Origin of the sequence: Flavobacterium cheniae, from assembly GCF_004363695.1 — a bacterium.
In the GTDB taxonomy this organism is placed as follows: Bacteria; Bacteroidota; Bacteroidia; order Flavobacteriales; family Flavobacteriaceae; genus Flavobacterium; species Flavobacterium cheniae.
Map to the genome: position 1 here is coordinate 180,829 of NZ_SNZC01000001.1, position 24,500 is coordinate 205,328.

Consider the following 24,500-nt stretch of genomic DNA (forward strand, 5'->3'; position numbering starts at 1 on the left):
TATTACTGAGCTTTTTCTTTTGTATGTTTCCATCTTTTATGCGTCCACAAGTAAAATTCTGGAGCTTCATAGATTTGTTCTTCTACTAACTTCAAGAATTTATCAGTAATTTCATAATTAGGAACCGATTTTACGTCTTCCGAAAGTACTTCAAAGCTTGCTTGATAATAACCTCTTTTTATTTTTTTAGTTCTTAGGAAAATCACATTCATATCAAAACGTTTAGCTAGCATTTCTGCACCAGTATGCACAGGAACAATATGCCCCATAAAAGGCGCCCAATGATAAGCTGAACTTGGTTTAGGCGATTGATCACTTGCAAATCCGTATAAACTTAAAACATTTTTATTGTAATTGTCTGAAATAGTTGGAATCGTTTCTTTCGTAGTAATTAATTCGGCTTTAAATTTAGAACGGATTCGTTTGACTAATTTATCAAAATACGGATTTGCTAATTTTTTATAAATACCAAATCCTTTACAGTTAATGTGATAATTCATGGAAACAACCCATTCGTAACTTGCATAATGCGCACACATTAACGCAATACTTTTATTTTTTTTCTCCAAATCATAATACACATCCATGTTGCTAAAAGTGAATCGTTTTTCAATTTCCTTTTGCGATATTGAAATAGTTTTAATCATCTCTAAAAACATATCACACATGTGGCTGTAAAACTTTTTTTCAATTGTAAGTCTTTCTTTATCAGATAAGTGAGGTAATGCCAATTTAATATTATCACGGACTACCTTTTTGCGGTAACCAATAATGTTATAGGTTAAAAAGTATACAAAATCTGATAATAAGTAAAATACAGGAAAGGGTAGTATAGATATTATCCACAATATCGGATAGATAAGTATGTAAACTAATAATTGCATTCGCGAAATTTTTTACAAATATACTTTTTTAGTTCTAAGTAAATTTGACAAAGTATTCCTAAATTTACAAAAAATAGATTTCATGAATATTATTTTATTGGGTTTAATAGTAATAAATGCCTTAATAAGCTACAAAGCCATAAACAATACTTCTTTTTTTAGAAAATATGAATTTCATATTGGAAGTATAAAATCGGGTGAACAATTACGTATCTTGAGTTCTGGTTTTTTACATGTCGATTTTCAGCATTTGTTTTTTAATATGTTTACGTTGTACTTTTTTGCTCCTTATGTGATTTATAATACAAGTGCGCTTTATTTTTTGTACATTTATATGGGAAGTTTAATTGCAGGAAATTTACTTACGTTCTACTTTCATAAAAACGATTATTCGTACCGAGCAGTTGGTGCTTCTGGAGCGGTTACAGGTATCATTTTTAGTGCTATTCTGTTAGAACCAAATATTCGTATGTACGGATTAATTCCGGGCTATATCTTCGGATTTGCCTATTTGTTGTTCTCTATTTACGGAATGAAAGCCAAAAGAGATAATATTGGTCACGTAGCCCATTTTGGAGGAGCAATAGGAGGTTATGCTTTTACATTAACAAAATATCCGCAATTAATTACTACAGAACCTTTAACCGTTGGTGCTTTATTAGTTCCAATTGTAGTTTTATTTTTCTTACAAAAGATGAATAAATTATAAAATTTTAAGATTTTGTTTTTTTGGCACAATACTTGAAAAACTATAAATAATTAAAATATTAAGATTATGAAAAATTTAGTAATGATACTATTATTCTCAGCAGGTATGGTACAAGCACAAGAAGTAAAAACAGTTCCGCAAATTAGCGTTTCAGGAGAAGGAAAAATTAAGGTTACACCAGACGAAGCTATAATTACAGTAGCTGTAGAAAACACTGGAAAAGAAGCAGCCGAAGTAAAAAAGAAAAACGATGAAATCGTAGATAAAGTACTAAAGTTAATCAAGCAACGTGGTATTCCTACGGCTGATTATCAAACGCAACGTGTGAATTTGTACAAGAACTACGATTATAACACTAAAAAATACAATTACGTAGCCAATCAAACCATTTCAATTCATTTGAAAGATTTGTCTAAATACGATAAGTTAATGATGGATTTGGTAGATAGCGGCATCAATTCGATACAAGGTGTAGAATTCAAATCGTCTAAAATTAAAGAATACGAAAGTCAAGCCCGCAAAAAAGCCATGTTAGATGCTAAGCAAAAAGCAGAAGATTACGTTTCGGTTTTAGCAGGGCAAAAAGTAGGGAAGGCGTTAGTAATTTCAGACAACTCATTTACTAATTACCCACGACCAGTGTATGCCGAAATGAAAACTATGGCAATGGCTGATGGAAGCGCAATGCCACAAGAAACCTTAGCAATTGGAGAAATTGAGATTATTTCAAACGTATCCGTTTCGTTTGTGTTAGAATAAGAAATTAGTTTAATAAACAGAAAAGCCAGAATGTAAGTTCTGGCTTTTTTTGTTATACTTTAAAAATGGCGAGTAGCCATAAACAGCTTTTGAGTTTGAGTTTTAACGTTCCAGCTCCATGCGAAGTTCTCACTTCGAAACAGCTTATTTTCTATCAAAGATAAAGTTTCTTTCAAAATGTAAATATTTATTTCCTCCAAAATTCGCAAGCTTAGTTAAATGTACATTAGCGGTTGTTTTTCTTTTGTTATTATGGTTTAAATTTTTCAAATGCATTTCCGTTAAATTTCCATGCGCCATTTTCATGTGAGCCAAGCCAAAGATTGCCATTGTTATCTTTGTAAATACTGAAAAGCGTAATGTCTTTTGAATTGTCTTTAACAGGATAGTGTGTAATTTTTGTTCCATCATATTTCCAAACGCCATCACGATAAGTTACAAACCACAAATCACCATTATTGTCTCTTACGGTTGATAAATATTCGTCCAAATTGCTTTCCATTTTCCCATCTAAACCACCTATGCTTTTGTGTCTTGTGTAAAATTTGTTGCTTTTTAATGTGGTGCTGTCGTAAACACTATAACGATATTCGGTATTAAACCAAAAGTCGCCATTTTTGTCTTCTGTTATTGAACGTACTCCATTTGCCCCTTCATTGCGAAATTCAGTTACATCCTCTTCTGTAATCCATTCAAATGATTTTCCATCATATCGACAAACTCCAACAGGATTTGTGCCAAACCAAATGTTGCCTTTTATGTCTTTATAAATGCTATAGATATCAAATGAATTGGATAAATTTGGTGGGTTCGGGAATTGCAATTCAAATAATGTAGTGCCATCATAGCGATATACTTTTTTCGTATTTCCATAAGAATGTTCAAACCACATATCTGTAGATTCAAGTTTCCAATTTTCACTTGGAACTGCTGTTAAAGGCGTGAAATTATCCCCGTTAAACTTAGATATTGAGGATGTTGCGTTTGCACTAACAAAGTAAATATTGCCTAATTCATCCTCTTTTATATCATCAACTCTATTGTTATGTAACCCGTTTTTTGTTGTGTAATTTATCAAAGTCTTACCGTCATATCGATACACACCTGTTTCCCAACTTCCAAACCAATAGTTATTTTTCTTGTCTTGAAAAACCACCATAATACTACTTCCAAGTTCTTTTACGGTATCGCCCTTTACATTTATTTCATTTAAAAGAACAGAATGATCCTTCAAATTAGAAGTCTGTCCATTGCACGAAGTTAAAAAGGATAGAATGCTAAAAAATAACAATGTTGTTAATTTCATTTCTGTCAGTTTATTGATTAGTGAGGTGGGTCATTGAAGAACCGATGTGTCGCGGCTTACATCAGTTGCTGCTGCAAACACTGACCAAACAAATATAAAGAATTTCTTTCGAACTAAATTAGTGAAAACAAGCCAAATGTCCACCGAAACAAAAATGGTAAGCCCAAGCCCAGTAATTGGTGTAAACCGCTGTTGGCAAAAGTAATTACTTTACTAGGTATTTTGTTTTATTAAGAAAACCAATACTTTCAAATAGTTTTAGTTCAAGTCCTTTTTTTAGATCACGACTCGCAGTAGCAGAAGACAAATTTTTAAAGGTGTTCATATAATCTTTTCTTGTAAATTCTTTTGCTCCGAGTTTTATGAAATATTCTAACCTATCTACATCTTTGAATATTCGATTATTATAATCAAGTAAACTACTTAATGATTTATCAATTACTCCAAGCATGTATTCAATAAATATTGTTGACTTCCCTAGTTTATCACACATTGCAAGTGAATTATAATATTCGTTTTGAGTTTGACTAATCAAAGTCTCAAAAGGCAAAAACTCAAAGACTGGATATTCTGACATTAAAATTAGCGTTTGCCATAATCTTCCCATTCTGCCATTTCCATCAATAAAAGGATGTATAAATTCCATTTCGTAATGAAACACACAACTTTTAATAAGAGTTAATTCTTCGGAATCTTTTAAATATTCAAAAAGATCTTTCATAAGATAAGGAACGTTTTCGGCTGGAGGCGCAACATGTTCAACCATATTTCCTTTTACAATTCCAACACCTTTAGTTCGATACTTTCCAGGACTTTGAATTAATCCGTTCATTAATTCTTTATGAGCTTTTAAAAAACTTTTGTCAGAATAAAATTTATATTTTTCTAGGTTTTCGTAAAGTTTTATCGCATTTAAAACTTCTAGAACATCTTTTTCAGGACCAATTACTCTTTTATTTTCAATCAAAGCTGTAATTTGTTCTTCTGTTAGCGTATTTCCTTCAATTTGTAATGAAGAATGTATTGTTTTGATTCTATTTTGCTTCCTAAGTTGTGGGGATTGTTTACTAAGATAAGTTGCATTTATTTCACCTAACTTCTCCGAGATTGAAGTTATTAATTTTAAAATCTTTGGGGTAATGTCATATGGTGGTTTCATTGATAGTATCATTTGATATTATCAAAGGTACTTTTTTTTATAGAACTACCAAAATATTATTGTTGCTAACGTTCTGCGGCTTGCTCTCAGTGGCGTTGCACCAACACCAAGCCATTACAAATATAAAAAAACATTCCATTCAGCAGCGGATTTTCCGTAGGAAAATCCTGAAGTAGCCATTGAAGCAAACCGCTGTTAGCAGTTGCCATTTTATTCGTTTAGCCGATTTTCTATATCCATTTGTTGATGGAGAATTCGGATAATCTCTAACTCACTTTGTTTTTCGTTGATTTTGTAGAAAATAAAATGGGATTTGACCTGAGAACGTAAATAATCTTTTCTGACATGGCTAAAATCAGAACCAGAATTTGGTTTTTGACATAGATATTCTATTTCATCAAAAATCAAATTCAAATACCTGTCAGCTTGTTCTGCAGACCAAGTTTCAATTGTATAAAGCCAAATTTTTTCAAGATCATTTGATGCTTCTTTACTTATTTTGTAAATCATTTACTCAAATGTTTGTTATGTAAATCCTTTAAAAAAGTATCTCTGTTAAAATCTTTTACAAATCCAGATTTTTCTCCTTTTTTAAGTTCTTTGATAAGTTCAGCTTTTTTTGATTCTTCTTGCTCAAACATTCTTAATGCAGTTCTTACAACTTCGCTTGCTGAAGAAAACCGACCACTTCTTAATTGCTGATTAATAAAATCATCAAAATAATCTCCTAATAGTATTGATGTGTTTTTTGCCATGACAAATAAATTTAAAAAACAAATATACCAAGTTTTGGTATAATGTCAAATTTTACGGAGATTTTTTTTTTATGGTTACTGCTAACGTTCCGCCGCTTCTCGACAGTTGCGAACTACGGAACTTATTATTTTCAGTTAAAGATAAAAATTCTTGCGAAACGTGAACGTGAACTTACCACAAAATTCGCAATTGCGAGAAACGGCTGTTAGTGGTAGTTTATTTTAGATCAGCAATTTCGACAAAGTTAAATTCTTCACGACCTTTTTCTCCGTTTATTAAACTTTTAAATTTGAGTTTTAGTAAACCATCACGAGTTATTTCTCCGCTATATTTAACTGTACCAACTTTACTTGTAGTCGCGAGAGTTATTTTTCTACCCTCAATTTTATAATCACCAATATTTAGATATTCAATTTTTTTATTATCAATATGAAACCATTTGCTTATTTCGACAGCAGTTCCTTCACAATCAGTTGCAACACTAATAACTTTCCCATTTGGATAAAACCTTAAATATTCTTGGTCTCCTTCTTGGTCTCCTTCTTCGTATATACATTTAGTTACATACAATCCATTAAATTTAATAGACGAATTTTCTTCATTTTGTTTTAATGGTAAGAAAGAGATTAGTAATGATAGAATTATTGCTGTCATGAATTTTTCTTGAATGTTGTTTTAAATTGCCACTAACGTTTTGCGGGTTTAAGAAGTTGGGGATTTCGGAGCACAAAACTGTCAAGTCACCACAAAAGTTAATGCGAGGTAGAATGTTCAATTAATCACTGAGCCCCCAATTTCTTAAACCCGCTGTTAGTGGCTGGCATTCTCTTCGGATTAAAATTGTCTTGGTGGTTGTGTCTTCATTTTAATCTTCAATATTTGTAAGGTTATACTTCACACTTTTATATACCATTTCGCCATAAGTAAAATCTCCTTCAGGTTTCTGATAAATCAATTTTGCTTTGCTTGGCAAATAGTATCCATTTATCATTCGGTAATCTTCAACAGGTGTTGCCCAAGGATAACTTTTGTATTGTTTTCCATCGGTATCATAGCGGTCATTGCTTATGAAGTTTACCAATTCACCTTTTTTGTTGAAGTAAAGCACCGCACTTATGCTGATATTCCCATTTTTAAAAATGCCTTTTACAGAGGTGTCGTTTATAATTTCCCAAGTTATTCTTCTGTCAATTAAGGTCGCAGGGGCAATAAAACACATATCGTTAAAAAGTGTTACCGTTTCAGCCTGGTTCATCTTGTCGCCTTTGGCATCTACCACTTTCAGCCAATTCAACATTTTTACTTCAAAAGTTGCAGTTTCGTTTTGGTATAGATGCAGTCCCGTTGCTGGTAAACCCATTTTACTTGCTTCCATAAAAAAGTAGCGTGACGGTTTTGGGTAGAAGTTATATTGAACCGATTGAAATTTCATATATGCATCTTCGGTTTTACCACGCATACCGCCTACAAACTCTGCCCTGAAATTCTTAATCTTTGGTTGTCCAAGTGATTTGGTATAATGAAGATACTTTTGCACAATCACAGGCAAATGAGCAATGTCGTTTTCGGTCAAAATCTCAGAGGAAAGCGTGTTGTTTACTGAAAAATCATTTTTCACTTGATTGGCAAACTCACTTTTCAATAAATAAGAACCTAAACTTACCAATGAAACCACTAAAATAATCAGGTTGGGGATTGTGCCAAACTTAGCATCTTTCCAAAACATTACGACAAGAATTTGCGAAATCACCATAGCAGTAAGCCCAACAAGCCATGCATATTTGGTGTTTGTAAAGTGCAAAATTCCATAAATCACAAAAAGGGCAGTTGCTGTCAGCCAAAATAGTCCCATTGGTTTTGATATAGGAAGTGTCAACTCTTTTATTTCCTTAAAACCAAAGCCTTTTATAAATCCAAGCAAGTGAATTAGTCCGTGCAGTAATACAATTATTAAAAATACTATTCTCATTGTTGTCGTCTTTCTTGTTATGCTTGCCACTAACGTTCTGCGGCTTGCTCTCAGTGGCGTTGAACCAACACCAAGCCATTACAAATATAACAAAACATTCCATTCAGCTGCGGATTTTCCGTAGGAAAATCCGGAAGTAGCCATTGAAGCAAACCGCTGTTAGCAGTAGTATTTTTAATACATCCTAGTAAATTCCGTGACTTCATCCAATTTCCAATTTCCGTATTCTTTCTTAATGTAGACTAAAAAGTATTTTGAATTATAAATATATCCTTCAGAATAAATACAGTTAAAGGCGCCATATTTTCTATGTTCATCGAAGCAAATCTTAGAAAATAGTAAAATTCCAGAAAGCGCATTTTTAGAACTCCAATAACTCTTTTTTATTGAATCAGGACTTACAGATAGTTTAGGTAAATATTTAAAATTTGCCTTTTTTTCTAATTCCAGCAAGTCAATTTTTGGTAATATTTTTTCGGAAATTGTGTCAAAGTGAAGATTTTGGACTGTTTTATATTTTGCATGAAACTGAACAAACCCTGGTATGTCAGTTGTTAGACTATCATAAATTACAATAGTTTTTTGTTTTAAATTTTTTGAAATTGTTTTATTTTCAGTAAGTTTTAAATAAACCGAATCTACAACAGAATTAAAAACTGAATTTAAAGCAATTTGTTCAGTTTCCAAAACACTTTCATTTTTTTGGCAACTTAAAAATGTAAAGCAAAGTAAAAGTGTAAAAGTTACGATTTTCATAATATTACTGCTAACGTCCCGGCGCTTGGCGAGGTTGCGAACTTAGGAACCGAATTATTTTCTATCAAATATAAAAATAAAATAGAAATAATTCATTTGTCAAAGAGCAAATAAAGTAATACATAATAGGAGGATACTAGGAGGATACTAGGTAGATACTCCATAGATACTCCATAGATAGTGTATAGATAAAGTATGGATAGTGTATGCAAGATGTATGCAATAGAAGGAATAATAAGAAACAAAAAAAGCACCTCGTTAAAGGTGCTTTTGTGGGGAGAGCAGGATTCGAACCTGCGAAGATGTAATCAGCGGATTTACAGTCCGCCCTCGTTGGCCGCTTGAGTATCTCCCCAAGCCATCTTGCTTATTTGACTAAGCGGTTGCAAATATAGAATTGTTTTTTATACTTGCAAAGATATTTTTTACAATTTTACCTACTATTTTATAATGTTCTGTAAATGAAAAACATAAAAAAATCTCCCTAAGGAGATTTTTTTTATTTATAGAGTTTTCAGTTTATTTTACACCTAAAAGTGCTGCAACTTTAGCACGTAATTCTTCGCCTCTAAGGTCTTTTGCTACAATGTTTCCTTTTTCATCTAAGATAAATGTAGCTGGAATAGATTGCACATTGTATTGTTTAGCAATAGGTTCTTGCCAGTGTTTAAGATTAGAAACATGTGGCCAAATTAAACCATCTTTTGAAATTGCCTCTTTCCATTTGGCAGCGTCTTTGTCTAAAGAAACGCCAATAATATTTAATCCTTGTGGGTGGAATTCATTGTATAAAGCTACCACATTTGGGTTTTCAGCTCTACATGGTCCACACCAAGAAGCCCAAAAATCAATGATGGTTACTTTTCCTAAAGATTCTTTTAAAGAAATAGTTTTTCCTTCAGGAGATGGAGCAGAAAAGTTAGGAGCAGGTTTTCCAATTACTATAGCTGACATTGAATCTAAAGCGGTTTTTATTTTTTTACCACTTTTAGTTTCTTTTACGTCTTTATCTAAGCCTTCAAAATATGATTTTATCTCTTCAGGAGTTAAATATTGTCTCATTAAAAAGTTCTCCAATAATAAAACAGATAAATAAGCATCTGGATTTTCTTTTATGAATTTTTTAGAATAGTCGTTCATTTCGTTTTGAAATTTTTTGTATTCTTTCAAAAGCTTGTTAATAGTAACGGTGTCATTACTCATCTGAGCTTTTTGCATTTCAGGTCCGTTATCTTTTTCAAATTTTGCTACCTTTTCAGAAATAGCTCTCGATTCGGTATTGAACTTCTGAAATTTATCATTGTTTGGAGTTCCTCCTAAAGTTGACTTATGTAAAGAATCTTTAACAATATTGATTTCAATTTTACCTTCTTCTAATATTAAAGGTAAATTAATTTGTTCGTTTTCAATGCGGATAAATCCTAAATCAATTTCTTCAGTTATTCCTTTAAGCTCAAATTTACCATCTGTAACAACTGCTGTATCTTTGGCTAACGTTCCAGTCTCGGTTTGTACTTCTATAAAAACTTTTTTACCATTTTCAATTCCATTCGCAGTTCCCGAAATAAGAAATTCATTATCTTTTAGATTGTTACATGCTACAAACAAAAGAGCAGAAGTAATAATAAATACTATTTTTTTCATTTTAATTGATTAAATTTTGGCAAATGTATTTAAAATAAATCAGTTACAAAACATAAATAAATGTTAGAATGGCTGTAAAAACTTAACTTCAAAGTTTTGTCAATCAAAAATATAATTGTAATTTTGCGCACCTTTTGGCGGATAGCGTTTCCATTAGGTATCAATCATTTATGTAAAACACTGCTGTTGTTTTCTATTCGCATTAAGAAACGCTAGAATCACGGCATACAAATTTTTAATCAGCATGTCTGAAATTAACAAAACACAAGAAGAGTTTTTAGCGAATTTTAACTGGCATAACTTCCAAGAAGGAATTGACCCAGTAGATGAAAAAAACTTACAAGAATTCGAAGAATTAGTAACTAAAACATTCATCGCTACTGATCAAGAAGAAGTTGTAGAAGGAGTTGTAGTTAGAATTACTGAAAGAGACGCAATCGTTGATATCAACGCTAAATCTGAAGGTGTTATTTCTTTAAACGAATTCCGTTACAATCCTAACTTAAAAGTTGGTGATAAAGTAGAAGTATTAATCGACGTTCGTGAAGACAAAACAGGTCAGTTAGTATTATCTCACAGAAAAGCTAGAACTATCAAAGCATGGGATAGAGTTATTTCTGCTAACGAAACAGGAGAAATCGTTAACGGTTTCGTTAAATGTAGAACTAAAGGTGGTATGATTGTAGATGTTTTCGGAATTGAAGCATTCTTACCAGGTTCACAAATTGATGTGAAACCTATCCGTGATTACGATCAATATGTGAACAAAACTATGGAATTCAAAGTAGTTAAAATTAACCACGAATTCAAAAACGTAGTAGTATCTCACAAAGCGCTTATCGAAGCAGATATTGAAGTACAGAAAAAAGAAATCATTGGTCAATTAGAAAAAGGACAAGTATTAGAAGGTGTTGTTAAAAACATTACTTCTTACGGTGTATTTATTGATTTAGGTGGAGTAGATGGATTAATCCATATTACTGACTTATCTTGGTCAAGAATCAATCACCCAAGCGAAGTTCTTGAGTTAGACCAAAAATTAAACGTTGTAATCCTTGATTTCGATGATGAGAAAACAAGAATCCAATTAGGTTTAAAACAATTAAACGCTCATCCTTGGGATGCTTTAGGAGCTGAATTAAAAGTTGGTGATAAAGTTAAAGGAAAAGTTGTTGTTTTAGCTGATTACGGAGCTTTCATCGAAGTTGCTGAAGGTGTAGAAGGTTTAATCCACGTTTCTGAAATGTCATGGTCTACTCACTTAAGAAGTGCTCAAGATTTCATGAAAATTGGTGACGAAGTAGAGGCAGTTGTTTTAACTCTTGATAGAGAAGAAAGAAAAATGTCTTTAGGTATCAAACAAATGACACAAGATCCATGGACAGATATTACTTCTAAATACCCAGTAGGTTCTAAACATACAGGTATCGTTAGAAACTTTACTAACTTCGGAATTTTCGTAGAGTTAGAAGAAGGTATCGACGGTTTAGTATATATCTCTGATTTATCTTGGACTAAGAAAATCAAACACCCATCTGAATTTGTAAATGTAGGTGATAAATTAGACGTAGTTGTTTTAGAATTAGACGTTGAAGGTCGTAAATTATCTTTAGGTCATAAACAAACTACTGCTAATCCTTGGGATAAATACGAAGATGCATTCGCTGTTGGAACTATCCACAACGGAACTATCGCTGAAATCGTTGACAAAGGAGCTACTGTAGAATTTGGTGACGATATCGTTGCTTTCATTCCTACACGTCACTTAGAAAAAGAAGACGGTAAAAAATTGAAAAAAGGAGATACTGCTGACTTTAAAGTTATTGAGTTCAATAAAGAATTCAAAAGAGTAGTAGCTTCTCATACAGCTATCTTCAGAGAAGAAGAAGAGAAAAATGTTAAAACTGCAGTTGAAACTACATCAAATAGTTCAGCTCAAACATCTACTTTAGGTGATAACAACGATATTCTTGCTGAATTAAAAGCTAAAATGGAAAAAGGAGGTAAATAATCTTCTTTTTGTCATGCTGAACTCGTTTCAGTATCTATAAAATTAATCCCGAAAGAAATTTCGGGATTTTTTATTGTGTATTATATTTGTTTATCGTAATATTGCAATATAATAATTTATAAAAATTATGGGAGCATCAAAATCAGATTCTTTTTCATTAGAGCAAAATGAAATGGCAACTTTATTCAAAGCCTTATCACATCCGGCTCGAATTGCTATCGTTGATTATCTATTAACTGTTGATTCTTGTATTTGCGGTGATATTGTAAACGAATTGCCATTAGCACAACCTACAATTTCGCAACATCTAAAAGAATTAAAAAACGCTAATATTATCAAAGGAACCATCGAAGGAACTGCTATTTGTTATTGCATCAATCCAGATACGATTGATAAAATAGAAAATCACTTTGGTATGATTCGTCATAAGTTAAAGAATAAATGTTGTTAGCTAATCACTTTTTACTAATCACTAATTACTCAAAAAATGAAATTATCAGAAATCAAATCCGAATTAAAAAAGCTAACAACCATAGCTTTTCAACTACCAAATGGTGATTTAGTACCAAATCATTTCCATGTAACTGAAGTAGGTAAAATCACTAAACATTTCATCGATTGCGGTGGAGTTGTTCGTACAGAAGAAGTCGCAAACTTCCAACTTTGGGAAGCAAACGATTACGATCATAGATTACATCCTGAGAAATTGGTTCACATTATAGAGTTATCAGAAACTAAATTGCAAATTCCAGATTTAGAAATTGAAGTCGAATATCAAATGAAAGAAACCATCGGGAAATTCAGTTTAGATTTTGACGGAACTAGCTTCCAATTAAAATCAAAATTAACTGATTGCTTGGCTAAAGACAATTGCGGTATTCCACCAGAAAAACTAAAAGTTAAAATAGGCGAGTGGAAACCAAAAGAAACCTCTTGTTGTACACCAGATTCAGGTTGTTGTTAATATGGAAAACACTAAAAAAGAACATTGGGAAACGGTTTTTACTACAAAAGCTGAAAATGAAGTAAGTTGGTATCAAAACGAACCAAAGACTTCAATTCAATTAATTCAAGCTTGTAAAGTAGCTAAATATGCCAAAATCATTGATATTGGCGGTGGCGACAGCTATTTGATTGATAGTTTATTGGATTTAGGTTACACGAATTTATTCTTGTTAGACATTTCAGATGCTGCTATTGAACGCGCTAAAAAACGATTAGGAGATAAAGCTAAGAATGTCACTTTTATAGTTTCAGATAGTTTACATTTTCAATCGGATGAAAAATTTGATGTTTGGCACGATAGAGCCTCTTTTCATTTTTTTACAGAAGCTAATGATATCGAACAATACAGAGCTAATGTAATTGCAAATACCAATCAAAACGCACATTTTATTATTGGAACTTTCTCGGAAGACGGGCCTTTAAAATGTAGTGGTTTGCCTATAACTCAATACTCAGTTGAAACAATGGAAGCAGTTTTTGGCGAAGATTTCGAATTAGAAAACTGTTTTACAGAAGACCACGAAACACCTTTTGATACCGTTCAAAATTTCATTTTTTGTCATTATAAAAAGAGATAATATGCTTGAGAATTTATCAAAAACTATTGAAACTATTGCTGAAATTGCAGTTTCAGAGGAACGTAAGACGGTCTTAAAGCCATTAGCTGATTATATACAAAACAAAGTCAATGCTAACGAAGAAATTCGATTGAACTTCATTTGTACGCACAATTCCAGAAGAAGTCATTTGTCTCAAATTTGGGCACAAACGATGGCATTTCAATTCGGAATTAAGAATGTTTTTTGCTATTCTGGCGGAACGGAAGCAACAGCAATGTTTCCAAAAGTTGGCGAAACCTTAGTAAATCAAGGATTTCAAATTCAGAAGTTAAGTGAAGAACAAAATCCAGTTTACGCTGTTAAATTCGATGACAATCAACATCCAATCATCTGTTTTTCAAAAGCGTATTTCGATGATTTTAATCCGAAAACTAACTTTGGAGCTATCATGACGTGTAATAACGCCGACGAAGGTTGTCCAATGGTTTTTGGTGCAGAAGCTAGATTTCCAATCAAATACGACGATCCAAAAGCATTTGATGGAACTGATTTAATGAACGAAAAATACGCTGAACGTAGTTTACAAATTGCAAGCGAAATGTATTTTGTATTTAGTCATGTAAAGAAGTAAACATATGAAAAAACGATTAGGATTTTTAGACCGATATTTAACAATTTGGATTTTCTTAGCGATGTTAATTGGAGTAGGAATAGGTTATTTCATTCCAAATTCAGCTAATTTCATCGATTCATTTTCTTCCGGAACTACAAATGTTCCGTTAGCTATTGGATTGATTTTAATGATGTATCCACCTTTAACCAAAATTGATTTTTCTAAAGTGCCTCAAATGTTTGAAAAACCTAAGTTATTATCGGCTTCGTTTTTCATCACTTGGATTGTAGGTCCTTTTTTAATGTTTTTATTAGCGACATTCTTTTTGAAAGATTATCCAGAATACATGATGGGCTTAATTATCATAGGAATTGCGCCTTGTATTGCTATGGTAATCGTTTGGAATGAACTAGCCGAAGGTAACCGAGAATTAACAGCGGGTTTAATAGGAATCAACAGTTTGTTGCAAGTTTTCTTTTTTAGTTTGTATGCTTATTTCTATTTGGAAATCATGTTGCCTTTATTTGGAATTAAAGGTTTAGAATTAAGTATCACTATTTCAGAGATTGCTCAAACAGTTGGAATCTATTTAGGAATTCCGTTTGCATTGGCTGTTATAAGTCGTTTTGCTATTAAAAAGTTTATTGGAGATAAGTGGTTCAATCAAAAATTCATTCCTTTTGTATCACCAATTACTTTGATTGCCTTGCTTTTTACTATTGTAGTAATGTTCAGCTTGAAAGGTGAAATGATTGTTGATTTACCAATGGATGTTGTTCGTATTGCTATTCCATTAGTCATTTTCTTTGCGATTATGTTTTTCTTAATGTTTTTTGTGGCTAAAAAAATCGGTGCTAATTATCGTGATGCTGTGGCGTTATCGTTCACCGCTTCAGGAAATAATTTTGAGTTAGCCATTGCTGTTTCTATAGGTGTTTTTGGAATCAATAGTGGTCAAGCATTTGCGGGTGTAATTGGGCCTTTAGTAGAAGTTCCCGCTTTGATAATTTTAGTAAATGTCGCCTTTTGGTTGAGAAAGAAATATTACAAATAAAAAAAAACGCTCTGTTTAAGAGCGTTTTTCGTTTTATTCTTTAATTACTTTTATCGTTTTCTGTTCCAAATCGTTTTCTAATACAATTAAGTAAATTCCGCTTTCTAAATTGGTTAAATCTAAAGTATTAGAAGTTGAGTTTTCAAATGATTTGGTTTCAATTAATTGACCTAATAGGCTATAAATACTTGCTTTAGTTAAACTGATATTATCTAAATGTAAAATATCTTTAACTGGATTTGGATAATAAGTAAAGGAAGCGAAACTATTATCTCCAGTACTTAAAGTAGTGGTAATATTAAATTGATATGGTGTTTGGTAGTTGGTATTTGTTGGACTTGTACTCGTTAATCTTAAGAAGTAATCACCTGGAGTAAGAGTTCTTGTAAAGCTTAAAGTATTTCCACTATTATTTTGAGAAGCTCCAACAGCTGTTCCTGCGGAATTTAAAATAGTTCCATTCATTGATGAAGTTACAATACTAGTAACAGAAACAACTGCGTTTACATTGTCTGCTATAGTAAATTTAAAGAAGTCATTATCTGCGCCTGTTGGGTTTTGAACTGTTGTATAACCAATATAATCTTTGTTTGTGCTTATTCTGTATGATAATTCTTTAACATTTGGTTCATCCAAACCTTGCATGATTTCATAGTATTGACTAGGTAGTGCGGTGTGATTTTCAATCCCAATAGAAGTGTAGTAAAAATATTTTATTGGATAAGTTAATCCAGTTCCTGTAAAATAATTACCTAAAGTTCCAGAAGTTTCAGTTACAACTCCGTCTGAAGAAGATCCGTTTATTCTTCCTAGTACACATGAAAAATCAATAATGTTATCAATTGGTTTTTGATTTAATCCAACTATATTATCACCAATTGTACCGTTACAATTAACATCTATGTTCCAATAATCTGGGCCAAATAAGTGTTCATTCATATTGCTAGAATTATTTATTTCAATTCCACCAAACAAAAATCTACTTGGTTCACCACTATAATAATAAGTTATTTTTAAGTCTCTAAGCGCTTCAGAACGTGTTTCTGTTCCAGTAAGAAATGATCCAGGAATGTCACTTGCATTACTTCCTCCATGTGGAGTTCCTAATGTTAAAAATTTGGCGACATGATGTTGGTTGTCTGCTTGCCAATTGTATGAGTTTTGAATGTATTCTCTAGAAGCTAATCCTCCCATACTATGACCTACTAAAATTACTTTGTCTTTTCCAGTAACAGCCATAACTCGTTGAACAGCAACTTTTACAGCAGCTCCTTGTTTAGCAACTGCCGATTGGTTACTTAAAACCGTTGTTCCTACTGAGCCATTTGGATTCACATTAAAATTCACATAATAATAATCGCCATTTTGAACGAAAGATTCAAAAGCAGCTATATCAGCTCCAGCAGTAGGGAAAAAGTTTTTATTTGTAGTAGCATTGTTGTTGTCTGCGTTTAAGCAAAAATCAAAACGACCACCGTATGTAAAAGAATATTGTGTGTCGTAATAATCTGTTGCGTCGTTCCATGTTTCAGAACTTGAATTTAATCCGTGGATAAAAATGATAGGATAAGGTAATTTGCTTTCAAAAATGCGACTTGCAGAATTATCAATAGGAGTTTTTAATGGGAATATACTATCATTTCTATATTCAAAGTATTCAAATTCAGCTTGTCTAGGTTTGAATTCGATTCTTTGGTTTTGTGAAAAACCTATTGATGAAATAAATAAAAAGGCAAATGATGCTACAAGAGTAATTTTATTCATATATGTTAAATTTATTTTTTAGCGGACATATATGGTATCGCCTTTTTATTTATTGGTGTTTGCTTGAGCAAACTTGTTGTTGATGGCGATTTCATACACATTATTTTTAATTTAATAATGTGCAATATATAAATAAATTGTTAAATTGCTATGAATGCATATAATTTTTGTGTGATTTAGTTGATTAAAAGAAAAAAGCTCTATGTTTATCACATAAAGCTTAATATATTCATTCTTTTAAAATAGTATTATTTGTCTATCGAACCTAAAACTCGCTTCATAAAATCGTTTAAAGCGGTTTTTTTGTCAGCACCATTTTTGATGGCTTGATGTACTTCAAGGGCTCCGTACATATTTGAAATTAGTTCAGCAATTACATCTAATTCTTCATCCTTTAAAGAAGAAACTTCACAAAGGTTTTCTAAAACTTCGATAGTTTCTACTAAATAATCTTGATCGTTATCTTCAATAAATTGAGTTAACTGTTTTATAACGGGTAATTTCATAATTAAATTACTTCAGCAACTAATTCGGCTAATACTTCAGCTTTATTAGTTTGTGTTTGATTAACTAATACACCATTTTTGAAAGTAGCAAACGTAGGTAAATTATCCACTTTTGCTAATTTTCTAGATTCTGGAAATTTTTCTGCATCAACCATTAAGAAAGGAATTGATTCGTTTTGCGAAGCCATCATTTTGAATTTTGGTTTCATAATACGACAATTTCCACACCATGATGCTGAGTATTGAACCACAACTGTTTCGTTGTTTGCAATTACTTCCGCTAAATTATCTTGTTCTATTTCTGTAAACATAGTTTATAAATTTCAATTACAAGGGCAAGAACAAGTTCAAAATTAATACTTGTGAAAATTTGAACTTGAACTTGAACTTGAATTTGTTATTGAATTAGTGAGAAGCTAAATAAGCAGCAGTACTGTTTCTATCAGCACTCATTGCTTCTTTTCCTTCTTCCCAGTTAGCTGGACAAACTTCACCTTTAGTTTGAACGTGAGTGTAAGCATCAATTAATCTTAAATACTCGTTTACGTTTCTTCCTAATGGCATATCGTTTACACTTTCGTGGAAAATTTTTCCCTCTTCGTCAATTAAATAAGTTGCTCTGAAAGTTACGTTTGAACCTTCTAAAATTTCATCATTTACTTCTTCATTGTAAACCCATTCTGCATCTAAAATATCTAAAGCTGCAGCTAAGTTTCTAGTTGTATCTGCTAAAAGTGGGTAAGTTACACCTTCGATTCCACCGTTGTCTTTTGCTGTGTTTAACCAAGCAAAGTGCACTTCGTTAGTATCACAAGAAGCACCAATTACTGTAGTGTTTCTTTTTTCAAATTCTTGTAATGCTGCTTGAAAAGCATGTAATTCTGTTGGGCATACGAAAGTGAAATCTTTTGGATACCAAAACAAGATTACTTTTTTCTTGTTGTTAACCGCTTCTTCTAAAATGTTGATTCTTAAGTTGTCTCCCATAAAAGAAATTGCGTCAACTGTAATGTTTGGGAATTTTTTTCCTACTAATGCCATGATTTTTTATTTAAAAATTATTATTGTTTTTCTGAGTGCGAAATTACAAATACAATGGCTAATAAAACATGATATTTATTATATTTTCAAATATTATAATAGAAAAAATTTATGAGAAAAAGTCTTATAAAATTTCCTGATTTTGAATAATGATTTTAAAATTAAGTAAAGTGAAAATTTAGTGATATAAAAAAGTAATACCATCAAAAAAATGATGGTATTACTAGAAAAACAATAATAAATATGGAAATTTTATTTTAAATCAAATCGGTCTAAGTTCATTACTTTAGTCCAAGTGTTGATAAAATCTTTGACAAATTTTTCTTTGTTGTCATCCTGAGCATACACTTCAGCATAAGCTCTTAAAACGGAATTAGAACCAAAAATCAAATCAACTCTTGTTGCTGTCCATTTCGTTGCTCCTGATTTTTTATCTACAATATTGTATAGGTTTTCACCAACTGGTTTCCAGCTATAACTCATATCGGTTAGGTTTACAAAGAAATCGTTGGTTAGGATACCTTCATTATTAGTAAACACACCGTGTTTTGTTCCGCCGAAGTTAGTGCCAAGAACACGCATTCCTCCAATTAAAACAGTCATTTCGGATGCCGTTAATCCAAGAAGTTGTGCTTTGTCTAGCATTAATTCTTCTGGTTGAACTACATATTTAGCTTTCATAAAGTTTCTAAAAGCATCATTTGTAGGTTCTAAAACTTCGAAAGATTCTGCATCTGTCATTTCTTGCGAAGCGTCACCTCTTCCTGCATGGAAAGGAACTTTTACATTGAATCCACCTTCTTGAGCCGCTTTTTCTATTGCTGCGCTTCCACCTAAAACAATTAAATCCGCAATACTTACTTTTTTCGATAAGCCAGCTTGAACTTCGACTAATTTATTCAATACTTTTTGTAATCTTTCAGGTTCGTTGGCTACCCAACTTCTTTGAGGTTGTAAACGAATTCTCGCTCCATTTGCTCCACCTCTAAAATCAGAACCTCTAAAGGTTCTTGCGCTATCCCAAGCGGTGTTAATTAATTCCGCTCTTGTTAATCCGCTGTTTAATAATTTTACTTTTAAATCTTCGATTTCAGCATCAGACAAAGTGTAATCTACTTTAGGAATTGGGTCTTGCCAAATTAAATCTTCTGCAGGAACATCAGCTCCTAAATAACGTTCTTTTGGACCTAAATCTCTATGTGTTAATTTGAACCAAGCTCTTGCAAAAACTTCAGAGAAATAAGCTTGGTCATTATGAAATTTTTCAGAAATTTTTCTATACTCAGGATCTATTTTTAATGCCATATCAGCATCAGTCATAATAGGATTTCTTCTTACAGATAGATTATGAGCATCGACAGGTTTATCTTCTTCTTTCATGTTTATAGGTTCCCATTGACTTGCTCCAGCTGGACTTTTCTTTAATTCCCAATCGTGGTTTAATAATAAAGTAAAGTATTCATTATCCCAACGTGTAGGATGTGTTGTCCAAGCACCTTCTAATCCACTTGTTACTGTATCAGCTCCATTTCCGTTTCCTTTAGGGTTTATCCAACCAAATCCTTGATTTTCGATTGCGCCACCTTCAGGTTCTGGACCTAAAACGGAAGCATCACCATTTCCGTGTGCTTTTCCAACTGTGTGTCCACCTGCAGTTAAAGCAACTGTTTCTTCATCGTTCATTGCCATTCTTTGAAACGTAACTCTCATGTCATGAGCAGTTTTTAATGGATCAGATTGTCCGTCAACACCTTCCGGGTTTACATAAATTAATCCCATCATTACGGCTGCTAAAGGATTTTCAAGATTTCTTTCTCCAGAATAACGACTTCCTTCACCACCAGATTTTTGCAACCATTCTTTTTCGGCACCCCAATACACATCTTTTTCTGGATGCCAAATATCTTCACGACCACCTGCGAATCCGAAAGTTTTTAACCCCATTGATTCGTATGCCATATTTCCGGCTAAAATCATTAAATCTGCCCATGAAATTTTGTTACCATATTTCTTTTTGATAGGCCATAACAATCGTCTTGCCTTATCTAAGTTTCCATTATCTGGCCAACTGTTTAAAGGTGCAAAACGGATATTTCCAGTTCCAGCGCCTCCGCGACCATCTGAAATTCTATATGTTCCTGCAGAATGCCATGCCATACGAATCATCAAACCACCATAGTGTCCCCAATCGGCTGGCCACCAATCTTGACTATTGGTCATAAAGGTTTTTAAATCATTCTTTAGCGCTTCTAAGTCTAATTTTTTAAATTCTTCGGCATAATTAAAATTTTCACCTAACGGATTTGTTTTGGTATCGTGTTGGTGAAGAATATCTAAGTTGAGTGATTTAGGCCACCAATCTTGATTCTTTACACCATCACTTAATCCTTTTTGGTTTTGATGAAAAGGGCATTTACTAATGTCGTTTGAGTTTTCCATATTCAATAATTTTAATTTATAATTGTAAGTGTTTGTTTTCTAATTTTCTACACTTGCTAATTTACAAATAAAAAAACCATCACCTTGTTAAAGTAATGGTTAAATTTTATTTAAGTATAAATTAAAATTATAGTAAATCTATTCTTTGATAGTATTAACTAATTGTTTAATTTTAATATTGAAAGCAGCAAAAATTAAAGTCATGAATGGACTGATAATATTAAAGAAAGCATATGGTAGATAATCAAGAGTTGAAACACCTAAAGTTCCTGCTTGATAAGCACCACAAGTATTCCAAGGTACTAAAACTGAAGTTACGGTTCCAGTGTCTTCTAACGTTCTACTTAAGTTCTCAGGAGCTAATCCTTTATCTCTATAGGATTTTGCAAACATTTTCCCAGGAACTACAATCGCTAAATATTGATCAGAAGCTGTTATGTTTAATGCTAAACAACTCCCAACAGTTGAAGCAAATAATCCAAAAGTTGTATGTGCTAGCTTTAATAAGGATTCACTAATTCTTGCTAAAGCACCAATTGCATCCATAATTCCACCAAAAACCATTGCACAAAGAATTAACCAAATTGTAGGTAACATTTTAGCCATACCACCCGAAGTGAATAAATCTGCTAAGGTTTTGTTTTCTGTAGGAACAACCACTTTTGATGTAATTGCATCCATTACACCTTTATAAGCTGATTTAAAATCCATTGTTTCAACACCAGAAATTTGATTGATAATTTGAGGTTGAAAAATTATAGCAAAAATTCCGGCTAATAATGTTCCTACTAATAAAGCTACTAATGGTTCTGTCTTTTTTACAATTAATCCAATTACGATTACTGGAACTAAAAATAACCAACCCGAAACATTAAATGAAGTGGTTATTGCTGTTAATAGTTCATTCGTATTAACATCGCCTTTTACTTCAATAGAAAGACCTAAAATAATGAATAAAATTAGGGTTATAATGTATGTTGGAATAGTTGTTAATGTCATGTATTTGATGTGCGTAAACAAATCAGTTCCAGCCATAGCAGGAGCAAGGTTGGTTGTGTCTGACATTGGTGATAATTTATCTCCAAAATAGGCTCCCGAAATTACAGCTCCAGCAACCATTCCTAAATCAAATCCTAATGCTCCTCCAATTCCAATTAATGCAATACCAACAGTTGCTGATGTTGTCCATGAGCTTCCAGTTGCAATTGAAATTACCGAACAAATAATTAATGTTGCTGGTAAAAAAATGGCTGGGCTTAATATTTGTAATCCGTAATAAATCATTGAAGGGATAATACCACTTACCATCCAAGTTCCAGCAAGTGCACCAACCATTAGTAGAATTAAAATGGCTCCAGCGGTAGATTTAATGTTATTTGCTACTTCATCTATCATTTTATGAAAGGAAACTTTATTAAAATATCCCATAATTGCCGCTACAGCACCACCTAAAAGTAAAACAAATTGATTACTTCCTCCTAAAGAAGCATCTCCATATATAAATACGTTAAATGCTAACATTCCAATTAATGCGACTACTGGAATTAATGCTTCCCAAAGTTTTAATTCTTTATTCTTATTGATTTTTGTATCCATTAGTTTTATTTGAGCTTGCAATATAGAAAAATCATATTTTACAACAAAGTATCGTTAAAATAAAAAGTCCGATTCATTACTAAATCGGACTTTTTGAAAATTTATTTGGAAGAAATTATAAAATACCTAATTCCATCATACATTGTTTCATCATTTGATACGTTCTTTCAATATCGTTATCTAAACCAATTGAAAAACGAATTAAGCCATCAGTTAAGCCCATTTCTGCTTGTTCTTCTAAAGGAATTTCAGATGAAGTTGAAGTTCCAGGAGCACTGAATAATGTTTTGTAAAATCCTAAACTTACAGCTAAGTAACCTAAGTTTCTTTCTTGCATTAATTCCATTAAAGCGTTGGCTTTATCTAAACTTCCTACGTCGATTGTCATCATTCCTCCAAAACCATATTCTGGATTAATCATGCTTTTGTAAATTTCATGACTTGGATGACTTGCTAAACCTGGGTAAACCGTTTTAATTCCATCTGCTTCAAATTTGTTTGCCAAATACATTGCATTGTGGCTGTGTTGTTTCATTCTAATATGTAATGTTCTCATGTTTTTCATCACAGAAGCTGAACGTAAGCTATCCATTGTTGGACCTAAAAGCATACTAGCTCCGTCGTTTACATTTTTTAAACTGTTGATGAATTCCTGAGAAGCACACGTTACACCACCAACCGTATCACTACTTCCGTTGATGTATTTTGTTAACGAGTGAATCACGATATCAGCACCCAATTTTGCTGGAGCAACTGATAAAGGTGAAAACGTATTGTCAACTACTAATTTGATGTTGTGCTTTTTAGCAATTTTAGCCAATGAAGCAATATCAGCAACTTCCAATAAAGGATTACTTACGGTTTCGCAGTATAAAACTTTTGTGTTTGGCGTAATAGCCGCTTCAACTACATCTAATTTAGTAATATCAACAAATGTTGTTTTGATGCCCATTCTTGGAACAAAATTCTTTAAAAAGGCATAAGTTCCACCATAAATTGTGCGACTTGAAACGATATGATCGCCGTTTCCACATAATTGCAAAAGAGTAGGAGTAATAGCGCCCATTCCAGAAGCAGATACATTTGCTGATTCTGTTCCTTCCATAGCAGCCAAAGCTTTATCTAAGTATAAATTACTTGGAGATGAATGACGTGAATATAAATAACAACCTTCTGCATTGCCTTCGAAAGTATCGAACATGGTTTTTGCGGAAAGAAAAGTGTAAGTTGAACTGTCTGAAATTGATGGATTTACACCACCAAATTCACCAAAATATTGTAAATCTTGAATGCGGTCAGCTGGATTGAAATTTTCCATATTTTTAATGTTTAGTTGTTTATTTTAAATCAAAAATAGAATTATGTAAATTATTATTCAATAGTAATTGATTAAATTGGTTTTTTATTCTATTTTTGTTTTAATTTATAGTTTTTAATTCTATTTTTTATTCGATTTCATTACATTTGCCGATAACAATAAACAACAACACAACTAATCAATGGACGCAATCGACAAAAAACTTCTTGGATTACTTCAAGAAGACACAAAAAAAACTACAAAAGAACTTTCAATGGTTCTGAATCTTTCAGTAACCGCGGTTTATGAAAGAATTAAAAAACTAGAGCGTGAAGGCGTAATTAGCAAATATGTTGCTATTCTAGATCGAAATAAGGTAGAAAAAGCTTTCGTGGTATTTTGCCACATCAAATTAATCCAACATACTAAAGATTTTGTTACCACTTTTGAAAGTGAAGTAGTAAAATTAAATGAAGTATTAGAATGTTTTCACGTTAGTGGCGATTATGATTACATTTTAAAAGTACATGTTAAAGATATGGATGAGTTTCGTGAATTTATGGTTACTAAACTTACTGGATTAAAACATATTGGAAGTACGCATAGTTCATTCATGATTGGAGAAGTTAAAAATACGACTGCTTTTACTTTGTAAGAAACACCTATAATAAT

At 32.3% G+C, this 24,500-nt stretch carries 25 protein-coding genes and 1 tRNA gene; 9 read left to right on the forward strand and 17 right to left on the reverse strand.

The window, feature by feature from the left end; genetic code table 11:
- Positions 1 to 2: 2 nt before the first annotated feature.
- The gene (locus C8D80_RS00855; protein ID WP_133606396.1) at positions 3 to 884 is read right to left on the reverse strand and encodes a lysophospholipid acyltransferase family protein; all 882 of its coding nucleotides are present in this window, start codon (positions 882 to 884) and stop codon (positions 3 to 5) included.
- 82 nt (positions 885 to 966) lie between these two features.
- Here C8D80_RS00855 and C8D80_RS00860 point away from each other — a divergent pair, with 82 nt between their 5' ends.
- Positions 967 to 1,593 (forward strand): rhomboid family intramembrane serine protease, encoded by a 627-nt coding sequence (locus C8D80_RS00860; RefSeq protein ID WP_133606398.1) that lies wholly within the window; start codon positions 967 to 969, stop codon positions 1,591 to 1,593.
- A 66-nt stretch (positions 1,594 to 1,659) separates the two neighbouring features.
- Positions 1,660 to 2,352: an SIMPL domain-containing protein gene (locus tag C8D80_RS00865; RefSeq protein WP_133606400.1), complete on the forward strand. Its 693-nt coding sequence runs from the start codon at positions 1,660 to 1,662 to the stop codon at positions 2,350 to 2,352.
- 250 nt (positions 2,353 to 2,602) lie between these two features.
- Here the strand turns inward: C8D80_RS00865 and C8D80_RS00870 are convergent, their stop codons facing one another.
- From C8D80_RS00870 to C8D80_RS00910, 9 genes are all read right to left on the reverse strand, one after another.
- Positions 2,603 to 3,658 carry a ligand-binding sensor domain-containing protein gene (locus C8D80_RS00870; protein ID WP_133607963.1) on the reverse strand — a complete coding sequence of 352 codons (1,056 nt, stop codon included), beginning with the start codon at positions 3,656 to 3,658 and terminating at the stop codon, positions 2,603 to 2,605.
- A 205-nt stretch (positions 3,659 to 3,863) separates the two neighbouring features.
- Positions 3,864 to 4,817 carry a Fic family protein gene (locus C8D80_RS00875; RefSeq protein WP_133606402.1) on the reverse strand — a complete coding sequence of 318 codons (954 nt, stop codon included), beginning with the start codon at positions 4,815 to 4,817 and terminating at the stop codon, positions 3,864 to 3,866.
- Between the two features lie 210 nt (positions 4,818 to 5,027).
- The gene (locus tag C8D80_RS00880) at positions 5,028 to 5,327 is read right to left on the reverse strand and encodes a type II toxin-antitoxin system RelE/ParE family toxin (protein ID WP_133606404.1); all 300 of its coding nucleotides are present in this window, start codon (positions 5,325 to 5,327) and stop codon (positions 5,028 to 5,030) included.
- Positions 5,324 to 5,572, reverse strand: a complete 249-nt coding sequence (locus C8D80_RS00885) for a type II toxin-antitoxin system ParD family antitoxin (protein ID WP_133606406.1) — start codon at positions 5,570 to 5,572, stop codon at positions 5,324 to 5,326. The genes C8D80_RS00880 and C8D80_RS00885 overlap by 4 nt, the downstream gene beginning before the upstream one ends.
- 217 nt (positions 5,573 to 5,789) lie before the next feature.
- On the reverse strand, positions 5,790 to 6,227 hold the full coding sequence (locus tag C8D80_RS00890) for a hypothetical protein (RefSeq protein ID WP_133606408.1): 438 nt from the start codon (positions 6,225 to 6,227) through the stop codon (positions 5,790 to 5,792).
- A gap of 211 nt (positions 6,228 to 6,438) precedes the next feature.
- A complete protein-coding gene (locus tag C8D80_RS00895) occupies positions 6,439 to 7,542 on the reverse strand; it encodes a DUF6544 family protein (RefSeq protein WP_133606410.1) in 1,104 nt (367 codons plus the stop codon).
- Between the two features lie 174 nt (positions 7,543 to 7,716).
- Entirely contained in the window at positions 7,717 to 8,229 is a 513-nt protein-coding gene (locus C8D80_RS00900; RefSeq protein ID WP_133606412.1) for a hypothetical protein, read from the reverse strand.
- 342 nt (positions 8,230 to 8,571) lie between these two features.
- Positions 8,572 to 8,653: transfer RNA gene (locus tag C8D80_RS00905), tRNA-Tyr, on the reverse strand.
- Between the two features lie 164 nt (positions 8,654 to 8,817).
- Complete coding sequence (locus C8D80_RS00910) at positions 8,818 to 9,942, reverse strand: TlpA disulfide reductase family protein (RefSeq protein WP_133606414.1); 1,125 nt, start codon at positions 9,940 to 9,942, stop codon at positions 8,818 to 8,820.
- A gap of 244 nt (positions 9,943 to 10,186) precedes the next feature.
- Here C8D80_RS00910 and rpsA point away from each other — a divergent pair, with 244 nt between their 5' ends.
- The 6 genes from rpsA (at position 10,187) to arsB (ending at position 15,185) form a co-directional block, all read left to right on the forward strand.
- The gene (gene rpsA / locus C8D80_RS00915; protein WP_133606416.1) at positions 10,187 to 11,953 is read left to right on the forward strand and encodes a 30S ribosomal protein S1; all 1,767 of its coding nucleotides are present in this window, start codon (positions 10,187 to 10,189) and stop codon (positions 11,951 to 11,953) included.
- Between the two features lie 127 nt (positions 11,954 to 12,080).
- Positions 12,081 to 12,404 (forward strand): ArsR/SmtB family transcription factor, encoded by a 324-nt coding sequence (locus C8D80_RS00920; protein ID WP_133606418.1) that lies wholly within the window; start codon positions 12,081 to 12,083, stop codon positions 12,402 to 12,404.
- Between the two features lie 36 nt (positions 12,405 to 12,440).
- Complete coding sequence (locus tag C8D80_RS00925; RefSeq protein WP_133606420.1) at positions 12,441 to 12,917, forward strand: DUF6428 family protein; 477 nt, start codon at positions 12,441 to 12,443, stop codon at positions 12,915 to 12,917.
- Position 12,918: 1 nt separating this feature from the next.
- Complete coding sequence (locus tag C8D80_RS00930; protein ID WP_133606422.1) at positions 12,919 to 13,536, forward strand: class I SAM-dependent methyltransferase; 618 nt, start codon at positions 12,919 to 12,921, stop codon at positions 13,534 to 13,536.
- Position 13,537: 1 nt separating this feature from the next.
- Positions 13,538 to 14,149 (forward strand): arsenate-mycothiol transferase ArsC, encoded by a 612-nt coding sequence (locus C8D80_RS00935; RefSeq protein ID WP_133606424.1) that lies wholly within the window; start codon positions 13,538 to 13,540, stop codon positions 14,147 to 14,149.
- A gap of 4 nt (positions 14,150 to 14,153) precedes the next feature.
- The gene (gene arsB / locus C8D80_RS00940; protein ID WP_133606426.1) at positions 14,154 to 15,185 is read left to right on the forward strand and encodes an ACR3 family arsenite efflux transporter; all 1,032 of its coding nucleotides are present in this window, start codon (positions 14,154 to 14,156) and stop codon (positions 15,183 to 15,185) included.
- A 33-nt stretch (positions 15,186 to 15,218) separates the two neighbouring features.
- On the opposite strand, the gene C8D80_RS00945 is transcribed toward arsB, so the two are convergent.
- From C8D80_RS00945 to C8D80_RS00975, 7 genes are all read right to left on the reverse strand, one after another.
- Positions 15,219 to 16,949, reverse strand: a complete 1,731-nt coding sequence (locus tag C8D80_RS00945) for a T9SS type A sorting domain-containing protein (protein WP_133606428.1) — start codon at positions 16,947 to 16,949, stop codon at positions 15,219 to 15,221.
- Between the two features lie 248 nt (positions 16,950 to 17,197).
- The gene (locus tag C8D80_RS00950) at positions 17,198 to 17,455 is read right to left on the reverse strand and encodes a DUF6952 family protein (protein ID WP_133606430.1); all 258 of its coding nucleotides are present in this window, start codon (positions 17,453 to 17,455) and stop codon (positions 17,198 to 17,200) included.
- 2 nt (positions 17,456 to 17,457) lie between these two features.
- Positions 17,458 to 17,766 carry a thioredoxin family protein gene (locus C8D80_RS00955; RefSeq protein ID WP_133606432.1) on the reverse strand — a complete coding sequence of 103 codons (309 nt, stop codon included), beginning with the start codon at positions 17,764 to 17,766 and terminating at the stop codon, positions 17,458 to 17,460.
- A 94-nt stretch (positions 17,767 to 17,860) separates the two neighbouring features.
- Entirely contained in the window at positions 17,861 to 18,496 is a 636-nt protein-coding gene (locus C8D80_RS00960; RefSeq protein ID WP_133606434.1) for a peroxiredoxin, read from the reverse strand.
- A 252-nt stretch (positions 18,497 to 18,748) separates the two neighbouring features.
- Positions 18,749 to 20,935: a catalase/peroxidase HPI gene (gene katG / locus C8D80_RS00965; RefSeq protein ID WP_133606436.1), complete on the reverse strand. Its 2,187-nt coding sequence runs from the start codon at positions 20,933 to 20,935 to the stop codon at positions 18,749 to 18,751.
- Between the two features lie 138 nt (positions 20,936 to 21,073).
- On the reverse strand, positions 21,074 to 22,531 hold the full coding sequence (gene nhaC / locus C8D80_RS00970; RefSeq protein WP_133606438.1) for a Na+/H+ antiporter NhaC: 1,458 nt from the start codon (positions 22,529 to 22,531) through the stop codon (positions 21,074 to 21,076).
- 115 nt (positions 22,532 to 22,646) lie between these two features.
- Positions 22,647 to 23,849, reverse strand: coding sequence for an aminotransferase class I/II-fold pyridoxal phosphate-dependent enzyme (locus C8D80_RS00975; protein ID WP_133606440.1), 1,203 nt, complete (start codon positions 23,847 to 23,849; stop codon positions 22,647 to 22,649).
- Between the two features lie 181 nt (positions 23,850 to 24,030).
- Between C8D80_RS00975 and C8D80_RS00980 the strand changes: the two genes are divergently transcribed.
- A complete protein-coding gene (locus tag C8D80_RS00980) occupies positions 24,031 to 24,483 on the forward strand; it encodes an Lrp/AsnC family transcriptional regulator (protein WP_133606442.1) in 453 nt (150 codons plus the stop codon).
- Positions 24,484 to 24,500: the final 17 nt, after the last annotated feature.